Origin of the sequence: Nocardia sp. NPDC058480 (assembly GCF_042720495.1) — a bacterium.
In the GTDB taxonomy this organism is placed as follows: domain Bacteria; phylum Actinomycetota; class Actinomycetes; order Mycobacteriales; family Mycobacteriaceae; genus Nocardia.
On record NZ_JBHXMN010000004.1, the window covers coordinates 23,947 to 42,257 of the forward strand.

15 protein-coding genes are annotated in these 18,311 nt (G+C 66.3%); 8 read left to right on the top strand and 7 right to left on the bottom strand.

Annotated features, from left to right (window positions below; all coding sequences use genetic code 11):
- The first annotated feature begins 119 nt into the window (after positions 1-119).
- On the top strand, positions 120-854 hold the full coding sequence (locus tag ACFWO8_RS11805; protein WP_378948399.1) for an ATP-binding cassette domain-containing protein: 735 nt from the start codon (positions 120-122) through the stop codon (positions 852-854).
- On the opposite strand, the gene ACFWO8_RS11810 is transcribed toward ACFWO8_RS11805, so the two are convergent.
- On the bottom strand, positions 843-1,298 hold the full coding sequence (locus tag ACFWO8_RS11810; protein WP_378948402.1) for a MarR family winged helix-turn-helix transcriptional regulator: 456 nt from the start codon (positions 1,296-1,298) through the stop codon (positions 843-845). The two genes, ACFWO8_RS11805 and ACFWO8_RS11810, sit on opposite strands and share 12 nt — an antisense overlap.
- A 114-nt stretch (positions 1,299-1,412) precedes the next feature.
- Between ACFWO8_RS11810 and ACFWO8_RS11815 the strand changes: the two genes are divergently transcribed.
- Positions 1,413-2,540: an NADH:flavin oxidoreductase gene (locus ACFWO8_RS11815; RefSeq protein WP_378948405.1), complete on the top strand. Its 1,128-nt coding sequence runs from the start codon at positions 1,413-1,415 to the stop codon at positions 2,538-2,540.
- 55 nt (positions 2,541-2,595) lie between these two features.
- Here ACFWO8_RS11815 and ilvD read toward each other — a convergent pair whose 3' ends face one another.
- Positions 2,596-4,287: a dihydroxy-acid dehydratase gene (ilvD, locus tag ACFWO8_RS11820; RefSeq protein WP_378948408.1), complete on the bottom strand. Its 1,692-nt coding sequence runs from the start codon at positions 4,285-4,287 to the stop codon at positions 2,596-2,598.
- Positions 4,288-4,350: 63 nt separating this feature from the next.
- Positions 4,351-5,199, bottom strand: coding sequence for an acyl-CoA thioesterase domain-containing protein (locus tag ACFWO8_RS11825; RefSeq protein WP_378948412.1), 849 nt, complete (start codon positions 5,197-5,199; stop codon positions 4,351-4,353).
- Positions 5,200-5,388: 189 nt separating this feature from the next.
- Here ACFWO8_RS11825 and ACFWO8_RS11830 point away from each other — a divergent pair, with 189 nt between their 5' ends.
- Positions 5,389-6,651: a hypothetical protein gene (locus ACFWO8_RS11830; protein ID WP_378948415.1), complete on the top strand. Its 1,263-nt coding sequence runs from the start codon at positions 5,389-5,391 to the stop codon at positions 6,649-6,651.
- 127 nt (positions 6,652-6,778) lie between these two features.
- Here the strand turns inward: ACFWO8_RS11830 and ACFWO8_RS11835 are convergent, their stop codons facing one another.
- Positions 6,779-7,075, bottom strand: coding sequence for a hypothetical protein (locus tag ACFWO8_RS11835; protein WP_378948418.1), 297 nt, complete (start codon positions 7,073-7,075; stop codon positions 6,779-6,781).
- A gap of 447 nt (positions 7,076-7,522) precedes the next feature.
- On the opposite strand from ACFWO8_RS11835, the gene rph reads away from it, so the two are divergent.
- On the top strand, positions 7,523-10,141 hold the full coding sequence (gene rph / locus ACFWO8_RS11840) for a rifamycin-inactivating phosphotransferase (RefSeq protein WP_378948421.1): 2,619 nt from the start codon (positions 7,523-7,525) through the stop codon (positions 10,139-10,141).
- A 47-nt stretch (positions 10,142-10,188) separates the two neighbouring features.
- On the opposite strand, the gene ACFWO8_RS11845 is transcribed toward rph, so the two are convergent.
- A complete protein-coding gene (locus tag ACFWO8_RS11845) occupies positions 10,189-11,133 on the bottom strand; it encodes a LysR family transcriptional regulator (RefSeq protein WP_378948424.1) in 945 nt (314 codons plus the stop codon).
- Between the two features lie 108 nt (positions 11,134-11,241).
- Here ACFWO8_RS11845 and fdxA point away from each other — a divergent pair, with 108 nt between their 5' ends.
- Both fdxA and ACFWO8_RS11855 read left to right on the top strand, forming a co-directional pair.
- Positions 11,242-11,577, top strand: a complete 336-nt coding sequence (fdxA, locus tag ACFWO8_RS11850; RefSeq protein WP_378948427.1) for a ferredoxin — start codon at positions 11,242-11,244, stop codon at positions 11,575-11,577.
- A 60-nt stretch (positions 11,578-11,637) separates the two neighbouring features.
- Positions 11,638-12,558: a D-alanyl-D-alanine carboxypeptidase family protein gene (locus ACFWO8_RS11855; protein WP_378948430.1), complete on the top strand. Its 921-nt coding sequence runs from the start codon at positions 11,638-11,640 to the stop codon at positions 12,556-12,558.
- Here ACFWO8_RS11855 and ACFWO8_RS11860 read toward each other — a convergent pair.
- Positions 12,516-13,598 (bottom strand): hypothetical protein, encoded by a 1,083-nt coding sequence (locus tag ACFWO8_RS11860; protein WP_378948433.1) that lies wholly within the window; start codon positions 13,596-13,598, stop codon positions 12,516-12,518. The genes ACFWO8_RS11855 and ACFWO8_RS11860 overlap by 43 nt on opposite strands.
- A gap of 111 nt (positions 13,599-13,709) precedes the next feature.
- Positions 13,710-14,720, bottom strand: coding sequence for a glutathione S-transferase family protein (locus ACFWO8_RS11865; RefSeq protein WP_378948436.1), 1,011 nt, complete (start codon positions 14,718-14,720; stop codon positions 13,710-13,712).
- Between the two features lie 343 nt (positions 14,721-15,063).
- On the opposite strand from ACFWO8_RS11865, the gene ACFWO8_RS11870 reads away from it, so the two are divergent.
- Positions 15,064-16,608, top strand: a complete 1,545-nt coding sequence (locus tag ACFWO8_RS11870) for an MFS transporter (RefSeq protein WP_378949748.1) — start codon at positions 15,064-15,066, stop codon at positions 16,606-16,608.
- A 367-nt stretch (positions 16,609-16,975) separates the two neighbouring features.
- On the top strand, positions 16,976-18,301 hold the full coding sequence (locus ACFWO8_RS11875; protein WP_378948439.1) for a lipase family protein: 1,326 nt from the start codon (positions 16,976-16,978) through the stop codon (positions 18,299-18,301).
- Positions 18,302-18,311: the final 10 nt, after the last annotated feature.

Consider the following 18,311-nt stretch of genomic DNA (forward strand, 5'->3'; position numbering starts at 1 on the left):
TTCTACAGTATTCGACCGTGCCATGTTCGTAGAGGGCCGGATATTCTTGGGCCCGAGTAGCCTGTGCCCGCAAAACGCGTGACGCATCGGCACCGGCCCCTCGTCCAGAAAGCTGGCTTATGACCGCTGAACTGTGCTGCCTGACCGTCCGCATAGACACCGGTCGATGGAGCGAAACCGTGCTCACGGAGGTCGACCTTGTCGTGCCTGTCGGTGAGATCACCGCCGTGCTCGGCGCGCCCGGTGCCGGCAAAACAATGGTTGGTTCGGCTCTCACAGGACGATTGCCCGCCACGGCGCGATCGCAGGGGCGTGTCGTGATCAATGGTGAGACCGTGACCGGTGAGCGATGGCCGGCTCTGCGTGAGCGTGTCGTCGGCTACGTGCCTCAAGAGGGTGTGACCGCCTTCGACACCGACAAGACGGTGGGCGCCCAGTTGCGAATTCTGGAGCGACGGCACCGAGCGTGGACTGTCGAGCGAGCATGCGCCGCGGCGCACTATCCCACCGACACCTTGGACCTTCTCCCGCATCAACATTCAGGAGGCCAGATCCAACGAGCCGCACTGGCCGCCGCGCTGCTACCCGCTCCGTCCATCCTCATCGCGGATGGACCTACCAATTCCCTCGATAGGGGAACGGCGTACGGGGTGTGGAGATCTTTGCGCGACTACGCCGACTCCGGCGCGGCGGTACTCGTGGTCAGCAACGAGGTGCGGATGCTGACTCAGGGCGGCTTCGCCGACCGAATGGTGATTCTGCACGCGGGCCGAGTCCTTGCCGCAGGGACGACCGCGGAGCTGACCAACTCGACCGACACGTTCGTGCGGGCCCTTCTCGGATCAAGCCTCTGATTCTGCTGACCGGCACGAACCGCGGGTGACGAAAACGCGTTCCAGCAGGGCGTAGAGACAGTCCCGGTCTCGGTCGGTGAGTCTCGTCAGGCCTTCTTGGGTGGCGCGCATCTTCGCCCGGATCGAATCGGTGACCTGCTCGCCCTCGGGCGTGATGACGAGATGGGTGACGCGGCGGTCGGAGGCGCTGGCCTCGCGGCGCACGAGGCCACGCTTCTCCAGCCGGTTGATGATTCCGGTGACATTGGACGCGTCGCAGCCCAAGGTGTCGGCCAGGGCACGCATCGCGACGGGGCCTCGGCGCAGCACGGTCAGCGTTTTGCCCTGGCTCGCGGTGAGGTTCTCGCTCGCGGCCGCGGCGGTGAAGTCCCCGTAATAGACCCCGAGCGACACCGAGAGCAGCTCCATGAGCTGGGCCGAATCGATGCGCGGAGCGTCTTCCATGAGGGTCAGCTTATCCGCAGAAACTTGACTATCTCAAATATTTGCCTCTAGCGTGTGAGTATTGCTTGAAGTTCTCAACCATCGATGTTGTCAAGTAGCTCTGAGGAGTAGCCAGTGATCGTCACCCCGTCCGAGGTCTCCCGCACGGCCGAGATCCTGTCACGGCCCATCACGCTGAACGGTCTGACCGTCCCGAACCGCATCGTGATGGCGCCGATGACGCGGATGTTCTCGCCGGGCGGCGTTCCCGGTGACGACGTGCGGTCGTACTACGCCCGCCGCGCCGCCGCCGGCGTTGGCCTGATCGTCACCGAGGGGACCTATGTCGGCCACGATTCGGCCGGGCAGAGCGATCGTGTGCCGCGGTTCCACGGCGAGGAGCAGTTGGCGGGGTGGGCCAAGGTCGTCGAGGACGTACACGCGGCGGGTGGCACGATCGTGCCGCAGCTGTGGCACATCGGCATGGTCCGCAACCAGGGCGAACCGCCCTATGTCGACGCGCCTGCCGTCGGCCCCTCCGGCATTCGCGTCGACGGCACCGAGGGCACCGGCAAGGCGATGACCCAGCGTGACCTGGACGACGTCATCGGCGCGTTCGCCGAGGCCGCCGCGGCCGCCGAGCGCATCGGCTTCGACGGCGTCGAACTGCACGGTGCCCACGGCTATCTCCTCGACCAGTTCCTCTGGGCGCGGACGAACCGCCGTGACGACGTCTACGGCGGTGACGCGGTGGCCCGGACGAGGTTCGCGGCCGAGATCGTGGCCGCCGTCCGGTCGGTGGTCTCGCCCGAGTTCCCGGTGATCTTCCGCTACTCGCAGTGGAAGCAGGAGGCCTACGACGCGCGGCTCGCCGAGTCCCCGCAGGAGCTGGAGGCGATCCTGGCCCCGCTCGCCGCGGCCGGTGTCGACGCCTTCCACGCCTCCACCCGCCGCTATTGGCTCCCGGAGTTCGATGGCTCGGACCTGAACCTGGCCGGCTGGACCAAGAAGCTCACCGGCAGGCCGACCATCACCGTCGGTTCGGTCGGCCTCGACGGTGACTTCCTCCGTGCGTTCTCGGGCCAAGGCGCTGAGCTCGGCAGTCTGGACAACCTCCTCGACCGCATGGAGCGCGACGAATTCGACATGGTCGCCGTCGGCCGCGCCCTTCTCCAGGACCCGGAGTGGGCGTCCAAGGTCCTGGCGGGGCGGATCGACGAGGTGAAGGCGTACCACGGAGCGGCGCTCAACACACTGAGCTGAGCGACCATCGACGCCCTGATCCCCGCGCGGTGGCCGTGGGGATCAGGGTCGCGGGTCAGCCTGTGACGGCGCCGTGCGCGGCCGAGCTGACGAGCTTGCGGTACTTCGCCAGCACGCCCGAGGTGTACTTGGGTGGGAGCGGTTCCCAGCCGACCTTGCGCGCGGCGAGTTCGCTCTCGTCGATCTCGACGTCGAGGATGCGGTTGGCGACGTCGAGGACGATCGGGTCGCCGTCGCGGACAAAGGCGATCGGACCGCCGTCCACGGCCTCGGGCGCGACATGGCCCACGCACAATCCGGTTGTGCCGCCGGAGAATCGGCCGTCGGTGAGCAGCAGGACGTCCTTGCCGAGGCCGGCACCTTTGATCGCGCCGGTGATGGCGAGCATCTCGCGCATGCCGGGTCCGCCCTTCGGCCCTTCATTACGGATGACCACCACATCACCGGCCACGATCGTGCCGTCCTCGAGCGCGTTCATCGCCCCACGTTCCCCGTCGAACACCCGAGCCGTGCCGCGGAAGACATCGGAGTCGAATCCGGCGCTCTTCACGACGGCGCCTTCGGGTGCGAGCGAGCCGTGCAGGATGGTGAGTCCGCCCGTCCGGTGGATCGGCCGATCGAGGCGCCGAATGACATCGCCGTCGAGGCCGAGTTCGATATGGGCGAGGTTCTCGGCCATGGTCGCGCCGGTGACGGTCATGACGTCGCCGTGCATGAGACCCGCGTCCAACAGGGCTTTCATCACGACGGGAATGCCGCCGACCCGGTCGACATCGTTCATGACGTAACGACCGAAGGGCTTGAGATCGCCCAGATGCGGCACCTTGTCACCGACGCGGTTGAAGTCGGCGAGGGTGAGGTCGACACCGGCCTCACGGGCGATGGCCAGCAGGTGCAGCACCGCGTTGGTCGACCCGCCGAGCGCCATGACAACCGTGATGGCGTTCTCGAACGCCTCCATCGTCATGATGTCGCGTGCGGTGATCCCCTTGCGCAGCAACCCGACGACGGCTTCTCCTGACTTCTCTGCGTAGTCGTCACGACGACGGTCGGGGGCGGGCGGGGCGGCCGACCCGGGCAGGCTCATCCCGAGTGCCTCGGCCGCCGAGGCCATGGTGTTGGCCGTGTACATGCCGCCGCACGCGCCCTCACCCGGACAGATCGCCCGCTCGATGCGATCGACCTCCGCACGGGTGATCAGCCCTTTGATGCACGCGCCGACAGCCTCGAAAGCGTCGATGATCGTGACGTCCTTGCCATCGATATTGCCGGGCAACGTCGAACCCGCGTAGAGGAAGACACTGGCCAGATCCAGACGCGCGGCGGCCATCAGCATGCCCGGCAGGCTCTTGTCGCAGCCCGCGAGCAGAACCGAACCGTCGAGGCGCTCGGCCATCATCACGGTCTCGACGGAGTCGGCGATGATCTCGCGGCTGACCAGCGAGAAATGCATCCCCTCGTGCCCCATCGAGATGCCGTCGGACACCGATATCGTGCCGAACTCGAGCGGATAACCACCCCCGGCGTGCACGCCGCGCTTGACCGCCTTGGCCAGCCGGTCGAGCGAGAGGTTGCACGGGGTGATCTCGTTCCAGCTGGAGGCCACACCGATCTGTGGTTTGACCCAGTCCTCGTCACCCATGCCGACCGCGCGAAGCATGCCGCGGGCGGCAGTTTTCTCGAGTCCGTCCGTGACATCGCGCGAGCGTGGCTTGATGTCGACGGGCTGTTCGGTGTCGTGTGCCATAGCGCAAGCCTACGATCCCGGATCGCGAAATCGCCACGATGGCGCAGCGACGAACGGTGCGGTCTACCCGATGGCAACCGAGGACGATGACGTCCCGATAGCGCCCAGGTCCGCGGGACCTCGGGCATTGGCGATGGAACTGACTGTCGCGGTACCGAATACGCCTTTGCGGTCATACATCGCCGCGGTGCCGACCGCGATACCGTCCTGGGATATCCGGTCGAGGCCGACCAGGCCTGCTTCGTCCCCTTCCGGAAGCCGGGTCAACGTGAGCGTGGTATCGGCGTTGATGTATTCCAGGCCGCTGCTGCCGAGGTTGATGACCACATTGGTGACATCGGCCAGCCCTGCGACGAACTGGAAAGGAGTCGGTTGCTCACCGACCACGACCGCGATCGGATGCTGCCAGATCCCCGTACGCGCGGCATTGTGGTGGGTGCTCGGATCCGGACTCCACCCTTCTTCCTCGCTGAAATACACCCGATTCTGACCGGACGAGGGTTCCCGATCGGCAGGCGGAGGGTCCGCGGTCGTACCCGGCGACCAACAGATGCCATCAGGTGACGGCCCCGGCCGCAGGAACAGCGCCCCGGCACGGGCGACAGGTCGGTCGTCTTGGATCAGAATCGCATCGACCAGCACCAATCGGCGGCCGTCTCGAACGACCTCGAAGCGAGTTGTGCAGGGCCGCATGAACACTGGGCGGAACAGATCGAGCGTCCATCGCGCCGGTCGCAAGTCGGTCCGGTCGCGGATGGTCGATTCCCGTTCCACCGCACGTGCCAGGACGGCCCCGACGGCCATGCCGCGCAACTGTCCGCCGATCCACCCACTGCTCGCCGCGGGTTCGGGATGAAGGATTTCCGTGCGACCACTCGGGTCGGGCATTGCGCGAAAGAATGCGTGGCTCACCGGCGGACTCCTTGAACATGGGCAGTCTCGCTGGATACGCGGCATCGATGGCGCGCGACTGACAGATGCCCCAGGTCTGAGAGTCGGCGATACATCAATGATGCGCCCACCGGAAGTGGGCGGCCACTCGGCCGCCGAAGATCACACGGATGAACTGTGCGGGAACAACTCTCGGGGTTAGGCTCGGATATGGCCCGCCGATCCGACGTTCTCGGTGCGATGCTCATCGCGGTGTCGTTGCTCAGTGCGTGCACTGTGTTCGGGCGGGGAGAGAACGATCCGCCCGCCGCGCGTGACGCGGACGTGTTGGTGTCGATCGCGGAGTCGCCGGGGTTCCTGCACACCGAACGAGTGGGGAGCCGACGCGTACCCTTCTTCGAATTGCGGCGCGACGGTACGGTTTTCACCAACGTGGACGACGGCGCCGAGCAGAGCGCGTTCGGCGTGTACTGGGCCCGGCTCACCGAGGAAGGTATCGAGCAGGTTCGGGCGTGGTTCGACGAACTCTCCTTCAACGATGCCCACTACCGCGAACTCTCACCGTCCACGGACCAGCCCACAACATCGGTGTACGCGAACTTCGATGGGCCGGTCGGTGTGTCGGTCTACGGCTTGGACACCGAGCCCGGTGCGCGATCGGGCAATGGTGAGGTGCGCCGGTTGGGGGGCGTGATCGATCGCTTGCGAGCTCTGCCCGACGACGAACAGCTCACGGTGCAGCGACGTGCGCCGTACACCCCGACCGCCCTCGATGTGGCGTTCCAGCCCGCGGTCCCCGAGGACGACGAGCAGTTGCCCGCACCGATCAGCTGGCCGTTCGCGATCCCGCTGACGCAGCGCCCGCTGGGTGTCGGCGGCTATGGGACGGTGCTGTGCGCCACGATCGATGGCGACGAAGCGGCCACGGTCATCGAGCTCATGGCAGACAACGACCAAGACAGCCCACCGCACTGGTCGACCGGGGCGGCACCGGGATCCGGACAACCCACCTCGGTCTTGGTCACCCTTAATGCGCTTCTGCGCGGTCAATCTGGTTGCAGCGCGGCGAAATCCGCCCCGACGGCGTCGAACCGCGTTGTCGTCGAGCCGCTCCAGGATGTGGTACTCGCCGATCCGGCAGCCTGGAACGGCCCGTATCCGGCGGACCGGTTCACGACCGCGGCCAGCCTGGAACTCTATGCGGCGGTGCCGATTCTGGTCCGCGAACTCGAGACCAGGGAAGCGATCGAGGACGCCAACGGCACCAGTGACAGTACCGAACTCCATGTGCCGACCGGATCGGACCTCACCTGGTACGACTACCGATTCGTGGCCGCCGAAGTGGACGGCGCCCGCTACATCGACCTCGAGGCCCGCTATCAGGGCATGGCCCCCGATCCGTGGGAGCCGCCGACCTGGCATGCCCGCATCGCTCTCGACCCCGAGGCCGTCACCGACCTCGACCTGCGTTGACAAGCTGGGTGGCGCCGATTACCAACGCCAGCAGGATAAGTCGGACATTCACCAGGTCGCTGCCGATTGTTCGCGGCACATCGGAGGGGCGCGGGGTGCGAGTTCGATTCAGGTGTTCGCCCACAATTCAGAATGGCTGCTGATCGGGTTCGATATCGAGATGGAGCGGGAACAGGCTCACGGTCCAGGCGGCCACCGCGGTCGACGCCAGTACGTGGAGCAGGTAGACCGAGCCGACCAGGCCGATGCCGTAGTCGCGCATCCAGGCGCCGAGCGGAATCAACGCCACCAGGTCGAGGCCGAGCATCAGCATCGAGAACAGTAGGGCGGGCGCTGCCCACGACGGCGGCCCCGGTTCGGCCGGCGAGTCACGCTCGGTCGAAGTCTGGGCGGGTGTGGCATCACAGGGGTTCTCGGTGACCATGTTGTCCTCACAAGCAAGCCGGTGTTGCGGGTGGAGTGGTCGACACCTCATCGTGCGTCCGATGGCGGGATGCTGCGTACTTGCTGATCTGTCAGGTATTCGGGGTCGCGGACGGCCTGGATCGGCGGGCGAGGTGAAAATCTCGGCATCCGCAATCGATCGGCAACATGGACACGAAGGCGTGCCATGCGGGCAGCATCCGGCTCCGAGTGTTCGATGGGACCCGTTGTCTCACAAGGCGGCAACCTTGACGAATCGGCACCGATCGGAACTGCGGTCGATCGGAAGATGGGTTGGTCCCGGATTTGCCGCCCGTGTCAGGCGCGCGAGCCCCCTCGCTGCTTCCCCCTTCTACTGTATACACGATTCCGGGCCCTCATGAGGCGCTGATTCCTGGTCCATAATCGCTCGCGAAAGACCGAAACCACCAGGTGAGGAGTAGCGGGGATGGCCTTTGTGCTCGGGTTCAGCGAGATCGATCGGACGCAGGTCGCGATCGTCGGCGGTAAGGGTGCGAACCTCGGTGAATTGTCGCGAATCGACGGTGTCGAGGTACCGGACGGCTTCTGCGTCACGACCGATGCCTTCGCACGGACGGTGGCGGGGGCGATGTCGCTCGACGATCGGCTCGACGATCGGCTCGACGAGTTGTCGCGCGTCGAGCCGGGGGATCGGGCGGCGATTTCCGCGCTGAGCGCCCAGCTCCGGCGCTCGGTCGAGGAACTGGTCGTGCCCGCCGAGGTAGCGGAGGCGATCCTCGCCGCGCATGCTCGGCTCGGAATCGACGGCGCCTACGCCGTGCGATCCAGTGCCACGGCCGAGGACCTGCCCACCGCGTCGTTCGCCGGTCAGCAGGACACCTTTCTGAATGTGATGGGATCGGCGGCGATCCTCGAGCATGTGCGCCGGTGCTGGGGTTCGCTGTTCACCGAGCGGGCCGTCACCTATCGACTGCGAAATGGCTTCGACCAGAAGAAGAGTCAGATGGGCGTCGTTGTGCAGCGGATGGTATTCGCGCGCGCCGCGGGCATCCTGATGACGGCCGACCCTGTCACCTCCGACCGGACCGTCGTGTCCATCGACGCCGGTTTCGGTCTCGGTGAGGCGCTCGTATCAGGGCTCGTGAACGCCGACGTCTATCAGGTTCGCGACGACCACATCATCGGCAAGGCGATCGCGACCGAGAAGGTCGCCGTGGAGCCGGTGCCGACGGGCGGAACGCAGGTGAGCGAGATCGCGCGGGAGCGCCGAAACGAGCCGGTGCTCTCCGATGTCGAGGTGCTGCGACTCGCACAGCTCGGCCGCCGTGTCGAAGCGCATTTCGGGAGTCCCCAGGACATCGAATGGTGTTCGGACGGTGATGATTTCCGCATCGTGCAGAGCAGGCCGATCACGACGCTGTTCCCGATCCCTGCCGCCGCCGACGGGGAGAACCACGTCTACGTGTCGGTCGGCCATCAGCAGATGATGACCGACGCGATGAAGCCGCTGGGGATCTCGGTGTGGCAGCTGACGAGCAATGCGCCGATGCGCGACGCGGGCGGCCGGTTGTTCGTCGACGTCACCGCGATGGTGTCGTCACCCGCGAAAGGCGCCGCCTTGGCAGCGCGCCTCGGCAAATCCGACCCGTTGATGGGGGACGCGCTACGGACGGTGCTCGAACGCGGCGATTTCGTTCGTCAAGTCCCAGAAGAGGATTCCGGCACACCAGCCGCGCCGTTCGGTATTGCCCCCGCACCGATCGAGACCGATCCCGATATCGTCACGGGACTGATCGCCGAGAGTGAGGCGTCTCTCGCGGCCATGAAGCGCGACATCGGGGACCTGTCCGGACCCGCGCTGCTCGACTTCATCCGGTCCGATATCCAGGAGGAACTGCGCCGGGTCCTGTTCGCGCCGAGGGGTTTACAGGTGATCATGGCCGCGATGGATGCCACGGAGTGGCTCAACGATCGGTTGCGAGAATGGCTGGGTGAGAAGAACGCCGCCGACGCCCTCACCCAGTCGGTTCCCGGGAACGTGACATCGGAAATGGGTCTGGCACTGCTGGAGGTCGCCGACGTGATCCGACCGCACCCGGAAATGGTGGCGTATCTGGAGCGGATCGGGGGCGACGATTTCCTGATCGGTCTGGTCGGCTACCCGGGCGGCGACGAGGCGCGAGCCGCGATCGAGGACTTCCTCGGCAAGTACGGCATGCGCTGCACAGGCGAAATCGACATCACCAGGCCGCGATGGAGCGAGAGCCCCGCCACGTTGGTGCCGACAATCCTCGGCAATATCAAGAACTTCGGACCGGGCGCGGGTAGACAGCGTTTCGAGGACGGCCTGCGCGACGCCGAGCAGAAGGCACAACAGATCCTGCGACGCCTGCGCGCCCTACCCGACGGGGAGCAGAAATCCGTCGAGACCGAGCAGATGATCGAGCGTGTCCGCATCTTCGCCGGATATCGGGAGTACCCGAAGTACGGCATGGTCAGCCGCTACTTCGTCTACAAGCAGACGCTGTTGCGCGAGGCCGAACGACTCATGGAGTCCGGGGTACTCCGCGAGTCCGACGACATCTTCTACCTCGGATTCGATGAGCTGCACGAGGTAGTTCGCACGCAGCGAGCCGACCTCGAACTCATCGACGCACGAAAAGACGCGTTCCGTTCGTATGAGTCCCTCACCGCGCCACGAGTGCTCACCTCCGACGGCGAAGCGCTCACCGGGGCGTATCGGCGTGAAGACCTACCCGTCGGCGCATTGGCCGGCATGGCCGTGTCGGCCGGGACGATCGAGGGCCGCGCCCGCGTCATCTCCGATATCGCACAGGCCGACCTCGAATCGGGTGACATCCTGGTCACCGCCTACACCGATCCGAGCTGGACCCCGCTGTTCGTCGCGATCGCGGGACTGGTCACCGAAGTGGGCGGCCTGATGACCCACGGTGCGGTGATCGCCCGCGAATACGGCCTGCCCGCTGTTGTCGGCGTGGAACACGCCACCGAGCGGATCCGCGACGGGCAGCGGATCCGGGTGAACGGCACCGACGGCTACGTCGAGATCCTCTCGCAGCCGTAGTTATGGGAGCTTTGAACGATGGCGGACATGCGCGTAGGTGTGGCTGATCAGTTTCTCGGCGGTCGTCGCGCCGCCGGACGGGCTTGTTCGATGCGGGCGGCCAGGTCGACGAGGTCGGCCGCGGGGCCCGATGGTGGCGTGCGGCGGTGCCAGATGGCGCGGAATTTTCGGGTCAGAACTATCGAGTCGGCCAGGTCCACCTCGTGCAGGGTGCCCGCGCGTAGCTCGTGGGCGACGATCAGACGGCTGACCACCGCGGGGGCGAGGCCGCTGCGGGTGGTCGCGAGAATTGCTGCGGCGGAACCGAGTTCGGCCGCAGGTCGCGCGGGGGTACCGTGAATTTCGAGCGCCGCCCAGACCGTGTCCCTGGTTCCGGAGCCCTTCTCGCGCCACACCAGGGGCGTGTCGGCGAGTTCACGCGGGCTCACCGGGCGAGCGCGGGTCGCCCACGGATGGGTCGGTGCGACAACGACGACGAGCTCGTCGGCCACAAGTACCCGGCTACCCAATCCCGAGGGCGCCTGCGGTCCCTCGACGAACCCGAGCACGACCTCGCGATCGCGGACCGCCGTGGTCACCTGGAGAGAATTCGCCACATCCAGTTCGACGGCAAGCTCGGGTCGAAGCTTCCGCAATGCCGCGAGCCACTGCGGAATCCGGTGGTCGGCAATGGTTTTCGAGGCGATCACATGCAGTTGTGGTGCCAGCTCACGGTGCAGGTTCGCGACGCCGTCCATCAAGGCAAGGCTCGCGGCCAGCACCGGGCGACCCAGTTCGACCACCGCCGAACCGGCATCGGTCAATGCCGAACCGGTGGGTCCGCGATCGAGCAGGCGCAGACGCAGTCGCCGTTCCAACGCGCTGATCCGCATGCCGACCGCGGGTTGGCTGATGCCGTGTCTGCGCGCGGCGGCACCGAGGCTGCCCAGCTCCGCCACCGACACCAGGAGCTCGAGCACCTCCAGATCAGGTGTTCCCGGCGGCAAGCTCATAAGGAAACCTTACGAGGTGGTGGGGATCGGGGTCTACCGGACGGTGCGCACTCGCACCAGGATCAGCACTACCGCAAGTCGCGGGTCACTACAGCTGAGGAGAACACCGTGACGTTCGTGATCGGCGCCGCCTGCGTGGACATCCTGGATCGGGCCTGCATCGAGGAGTGCCCGATCGACTGCATCTTCATCGGCAATCGGATGGCCTACATCCAGCCCGACGAGTGCATCGACTGCGGGGCGTGCGAACCGGCTTGCCCGGTCGAAGCGATCTATTACGAAGACGATCTGCCGCCGGGCCAAGAACAGTTCATCACTGAGAACGCCCGCTTCTTCCACGAACCACTGCCCGGCCGAGCCGAGCCACTCGGTCAGCCGGGTGGCGCGACATCGGTCGGGGTACTCGGCGTCGATACGGCCTTTGTGCGGGAGTTCGAGGTGTAGTTCTGCGAATCGAGGCGGTAAATCCCGCAGGTCGGTCTAGTTGTGCGCCAGAATGTCGCCATGCGGACATTCGCCAAGGTGTTGCACGCCGTCACTGTCGGGGTTCTGATCGTCGCCGCTGGTCACGGCGTTGCGGCCGCTGCACCCTCCGGGAGTGCCGACGGTCTGCTGCCGTGGCCGGCGGCCGGGCCGGACGGTGTGCAGGCGTCAGGTGCGGCGCTGGCGGACGGGCTCACCGGGACCCTCGTGTGGTCGCGCGAGGCGAACACCCCGGTTCCGATCGCCAGTATCGCGAAGGTGATGACGGCGGTGGTCGTGATCCTCAGCGGGGACCTCGAACGGCCGGTGACGGTGCCGCAGGAAGCGGGTGCCTACTGTGCCAGGGAAAACGGAAGCACCGCGGGGTTGGTGCCCGGCGAGGTGCTCACCGCGCGCCAGCTCTTGTACGCGCTGCTGCTGCCGTCCGGCTGCGACGCCGCCTACACCGTCGCCGAGTCGTTCGGTCCCGGCCAGGGCGGTTTCCTGGCCAGGATGAACGACACCGCGCGGGTGATGGGTTTGGCGGGAACATTTTTCAGCGACCCGGCCGGCATGCCGTACCCCACCGACCACTCCACCTATTCCACACCGGCGGATCTCGTGGCGCTGGGTGTCCGTGCGATGAACCTGCCGCTGTTCCGCGAGATCGTCGGTTCGCGGCACTTCCATGTTCCCGCCGGACCCGCCAACCGCGAGCACCACTGGGAAACGACGAACCGCATGCTCGATGAATATCCCGGCACCATCGGCCTCAAGACCGGCAACACCAACGCTGCGGGACACTGCCTGTTGTTCGAGACGGTCCGGGCGGGAATACCGCTGATCGGTGTGGTTCTCCACAGCTCGGACCACAGCAGCGCCGCGGCGAGACAGGACGCCGAGCGCATGCTGAACTGGGCCTACGACCCGATCCTGCGCGTTCTGCAGCCAGTCGGCGGCTGACGACCGATGAGATCCGCGTCGCTGAGCTCATCGCCCTCCAGGTCGACCTGCACATCCACCGAGAAGTTGTCGATCGGTAGCGGGTTCCCCGACTCGGTCATCGTCAGTTTCTCGGAGCCGAGCCCGACCCGGTGCAGGAACACCGTGGTGACGGTGGCGGCTGCCCGTGCCTGATCGCGCTCGGTCGGCCACATCCGCGTGGAGCTGCCGTCACCGCAGTCCACGAAGCCGAGCTGGTCGAGGTGTGGGCGGGTGGACTCGGTGGTGAACGCGCGCAGGCGGATCTCGGTGGGGGACAACTCGAGTTGGGCGTAGCGATCCGGCGTCTTGTCGCGGTCGAAGAAGTGCAGGACGAGGGGCTCGGGGCCGGGACCGAGCGCGCGCATGGCCAAGTGCACGCTGTGCAGCAGGTCGGTCAGTAGGCCTCGCAGGTGGCCGAGGGTGTAGACGCTCCAGATCTCGGCGCCGCGGCCACCCGAACCGGCGGACCAGGTGAAGCTGACCTCGTAATCGTCGGCGCTGTTGTGCTCGATGTCGTGTTCATCGGCCGGAATGCGGTCGTCCGCGTCGACGAAATCGGGATAGTGGTACTGGGTTTTCCAGTTCCACCACCGGCTGTTGACATCCGAATCGGTGGACTCGACCCGCACGAACAGGCCTCCCCAGTCGGAAAGCCCGAGTGTGCGCAGTGTTTTGCCGTCGACCCAGCCGACACCGAGATCCGACAGACCGCAATACCAGGTGGGCGGACCCCACGTCGCCACCGCGAGGTCCAGGTAGCGGCGGAACTGTTCGGGCTCGATCGTGGCGACGGCGATGGTCAGCTGCGTCCGTTGCTCGCCGTCGGCATACGGATCGCGGTCGTCGCGGATGCGGCCACCGGTGGGTGTGTGCGGGATGTCGACCGCACCGTCGTATGTCAGCGTCCAGCCCGCGGTGCGGCACACCTGTTCGACGTCGGCTCGGACGAACGTGCGGAAGTCGCTCGCACGCAACTGCGTCAGCAAGTCGGCGAAACGTCCATCGGGCATCGTGTCCATACCTGAGCACGCTAGCGATGACCACTGACACGAATCCGTACCGGTTTTGGCGGACCGGTCATCGGAAGCTGCTGTCGCGCTTGACTATCCGGTACGCATTCGGTGAGCGCCTCAGCTGATCGCGGGTACCTGCTCAGCGGGCACCGGTGGCGCCGGCGGGGTGCCGTCGCCGAAGGGGCGTCCACCCAGTTCCTCGCGGTGGTGCGGGGTCAGCCAATTCGACAGATCCGGCCCCGCGGGGACGATTCCGGTGGGGTTGATGTCGCGGTGCACGACGTAGTAGTGCTCCTTGATCTGCCCGAAGTCGATGGTGTCGCCGAAACCGGGGGTCTGGAGCAGGTCACGGGCATAGGCCCACAGCACCGGCATCTCACTGAGCTTGGTGCGGTTGCACTTGAAATGGCCGTGATAGACGGGGTCGAAACGGGCCAGCGTGGTGAACAGCCGCACGTCGGCCTCGGTGATCGTGTCGCCGACCAGGTAGCGCTGGGTGCTCAGCCGCTGCGTGAGCCGGTCGAGCGCGGCGAAGAGCCGGTCATAGGCGGCGTCGTAGGCCTCCTGATCACCGGCGAAACCGCAGCGGTAGACACCATTGTTGATGTCGCGGAACACTTCTCGGTTGATCTCGTCGATCTGCGCGCGCAGCGGTTCGGGATAGAGCTGCGGTGCGCCCGGCCGGTGGTAGGCGATCCATTCGGTCGAGAAATCGAGGGTCATCTGTGCGTAGTCGTTGGTGACGACCTGCCCGGTCGCGATGTCGACCACGGCGGGCACGGTGATCCCCCGGGGATAGTCCGGGAACCGGGCCAGATAGGCGTCGCGCAGGCGGTGGATGCCGAGGACCGGATCGACCTCGCCCGGATCCAGGTCGAAGGTCCAGCTGAGCTTGTCGTGCGTGGGTCCGCACAGGCCGAGCGACAGCACCGGCTCGAGCCCGAGCAGCCTGCGCACGATCAGCGTGCGATTGGCCCACGGACAGGCCCTGGCCGCGACGAGCCGGTACCGGCCTGGTTCGACGGGGTAACCATCACCTCCGTCGGCGGTGATCCGCGTGGTGATGTAGTTGGTGTCGCGACGGAACTCGCCCGCCTCGACGTAGGTGCCCGCACCGGCATCGCTCACCGCCCCAGTCTCGCACACCTACACGGGTGGGTGAGGCGGCCGATTACGCAACGCTGGTCGCCGATGTGAGGGCCGGTGGTAGCTCACGCTCGACGGATAAGGAAGCGACGTGTGCGGTGCGCGAATCTTCGATGAAATCGCGGGGCGTACCTCGTCGAACTGTTCCCGGCATGCTCGCCGAACGTGCGTGGAGCAGAGCCGAAGAATCAGCAGGTGGCATCGGGAATTCCGCTGGCTTCTCGGCACACTCGGTCCGTCACCGCGACGGGGCCTACCGGCGACGTGGCCGACCGTCGGCTCGCACACGGACGAACCCGCCAGTAACCTGTGGCCCGTGATACAGATGGGCAAAGCGCCGGGCGGGGCGGCGCGACCGCGCATCGCGCTGACAGCAGTCGCTGTAGTGGTGTTCGTGACGTTCCTCGACACCACGGTCGTGAGTGTCGCGCTGGGGGACATCCGGCGCGATCTGAGTGCCGACGTGACGATGTTGCAGTGGGTGGTCAACTCCTACACCGTGGTGTTCGCCGGGTTGATGTTGGCGGGTGGGTCGCTCGGGGACCGGTGGGGGCGCAAGCGGGTGATGATCGTCGGTTTGGTCATCTTCTGCGCCGGGTCGGTGGTCTCCGCACTCGCCAGCAGTGTCGCGGTGCTCATCGCAGGCCGCGCGATCATGGGCCTGGGTGCTGCGGCGTCGGAGCCGGGAACGCTGTCGGTACTGCGCCACGTCTTTCCGGACGATCGGACTCGCGCCAAGGCGATCGGTGTGTGGGCGGCGGTGTCGGGGCTGGCGTTGGCGGCGGGACCGGTGCTGGGCGGCGTGCTGGTCCACGCGTACGGGTGGCGCTCGATCTTCTGGTTCAACCTGGTGATCGCGGCGGTGGCGCTCGTCGTCGCGCTGTGGTCGGTTCCGGAAAGCGCTGACCCGAGCCCCGAGCCCATCGACTGGGCCGGCGCTCTGCTCGGCGCGACAGCGTTCGGGTCGGTGATCTATGCCGCGATCTCCGGTCAGGATCGGGGCTACACCGCGCCGTCGGTGCTCGCGTTCTTCGCGATAGGTGGGCTCGCGTTCCTCGGGTTCATCGCCGTCGAAACACGAGCGCGCGCACCCATGCTCAACCTGCACTACTTGCGCTTCCCGGCCGTGCGCAGCGCGCTGTTGGTCGCCTTCGCCGTCTACTTCGGTATCTTCTCGATCTTCTTCTTCACCGCGCTGTATCTGCAAGTGATGCAGTCGTATTCGGGAGCGCGCACGGCCACGGTCTTCGCGCCGATGGCCGCCGCGATCGTGGTCGGGTCGCTGGTCGCGGGATTCTGGGTGGCGAGGCGGGGTGCGCGCACCCCGATGATTCTCGGCTGTGTCATCGGCGCAGGCGGGATTCTGTTGACCCGGCACATGCTGTCGGGGGAAATCCATGATCCTTCGCTGTCGGCAGCGATGGCGGTGGCGGGCTTCGGATTCGGGATCGCGGTCGTGCCGTTGACGTCGGCGGTGATGTCGGGTGTCCCGCCGGAACACTCGGGAATGGCCGCCGCGGTGACCAATACGATGCGCCAGGTCGGCTCGGCGTTCGGTGTCGCGGTCCTCGGAGCGCTGGTGAGCGGATTCCTGTCTTCGGACCTGAAGGCGCGCATGAACGAACTGGGTTTGCCGACGTCGCTACAGCCCGACGCCATTCAAGCCGTGGAACTCGGGAAAATCCCCGAGGGCGTCGATATCGGTCCGTATCTGAAGTATCTGTCGAAGGTTTCCGAAGTGCTCAACGCAGGCAAGGCGGCCTTCCATCACGGACTCGACGTGGCTTTGCTGGTTTCGGCGCTGATGATCCTCGCTGCGGCGGCATTCACCACGCTCGATGCGGCACGCCACCGCGAGAACATCACCTAGTTCGGATCCAGGTGAAACCCGACTCGGGGTCGTAGCTCTGCGCGGTCTTACGGATCCTGCCCATGACGTGGATGGACATCGTTTCGTCGCCGGACAGAATCCGTCGCGCCTCCGCGATTCGCTATTCGTTGTTCAGCTGGAAGATGAAATCTTTCCGCTGTAGTCGGTGAATGCAAAGATCGCCATGACATTTCCCCACGCGATCCCGCGGTGCGATGGGTGAGCGGGGGAGCGGGAATCGAGCCTCGCAGTAACCGTGTTACTCTCTGTCGGCGCTGGTGTGACAGGCATCATGATCTGCTGATCCGGCGATCCGAGTCACTGCGGCGACGACGCCGGTCAGTGGTGTACGACTGAGAGGTTCTCGATGAAGCGACAGGATCTGCGACGGGTGCGGCCGCGGGCCGGGCGCATCGCCGCGGTGTTGGTCTTGGCTGGTGCGACGGCGGTGGCCGGTGTGGTGACCCAGACGCGGGAGGTCTCGGCCGAGCCGATCAGCTCGTTCTACACACCGCCGGACCGGATTCCGCAGGAGCCGGGCGCGATCATCAAGACTGCGCCCATGACCTTGTTCGTGACGCCGCCCACCGAGCAGGGGTGGCCGGGCCGTGCGCAGCACGTGATGTACACGTCTCGACAGCAGGACGGGTCCGCGGTCGCGGTGAGCGGGACGTTCATCGAGCCGACCGGTCCGTGGCGGGGAGCGGGACCGCGTCCGACGGTGGTCATCGGCCCCGGTACGTCGGGTCAGGCCGACCGTTGCGCGATGTCGATGGCGTTCTCGACGGGGGTCGCGGTGTCCACGGCGCCGCTCGGGTTGTCGGCGAACCAGGAGCTGCCGTCGTCGACGGTGTGGAGCGGTCTGGGTGCGCGAGTGCTGGTGACCGATTACATCGGTCTCGGCACACCCGGCATCCACACTTACGCCAACCGGTTCGACAGCGGGCACGCGATTCTCGATGGTGTGCGCGCAGCCAACAATCTGGGCGGTGTCGGCCCGGAGACGCCGGTGGTGCTCTGGGGTTACTCCCAGGGAGGTGGCGCCACCGCGGCCGCCGCGGAGATGGCGCCGACCTACGCGCCGGAGCTGAATCTCAAAGGCACCTGGGCCGGGGGGCCGGTCGCCGACCTGAGCGCGATCCTGGAAAAGATCGATGGTGCGCTGATCGGGGGTGCGATCGGGTTCGCCGTCAACGGCATGCTCGCGCGCTACCCCGAACTGCAGCGTGCGGTCGACCAGGTCACCAGCCCGTCCGGGCGCGCCATGCTCGAGACATTGAGCGACTCCTGCATCGCTGACGTGATCACCCACCACCCCTTCCTGAAAACCGAGACGCTGACCAAAGACGGCAGGCCGCTGTCGGCCCATCTCGCCGAATTGCCCGAAGCGGCACCGGTGCTGGCGGAACTGCGCATCGGCAACTCCACTCCGGCCGCGCCGGTCCTGATCACCAGCGGCCTCAACGACGACACCGTCCCGTACGGGCAGGCCCGTCGACTCGCCGAAGACTGGTGCGGTAAGGGCGCGACGGTCACCTTCCGCACGAATGACCTTCCGCCGATCCTGCCCGGAACCACCATTCCGAATCATTTCGGTCCGGAGATCATCGACGGTTTCGGTCCCGACAACGCGTTCACCTATCTTCTCGATCGCCTCGCGGACAAGCCGGTCGCCGGCTGCAGCATCGACTGACCAAGGATCT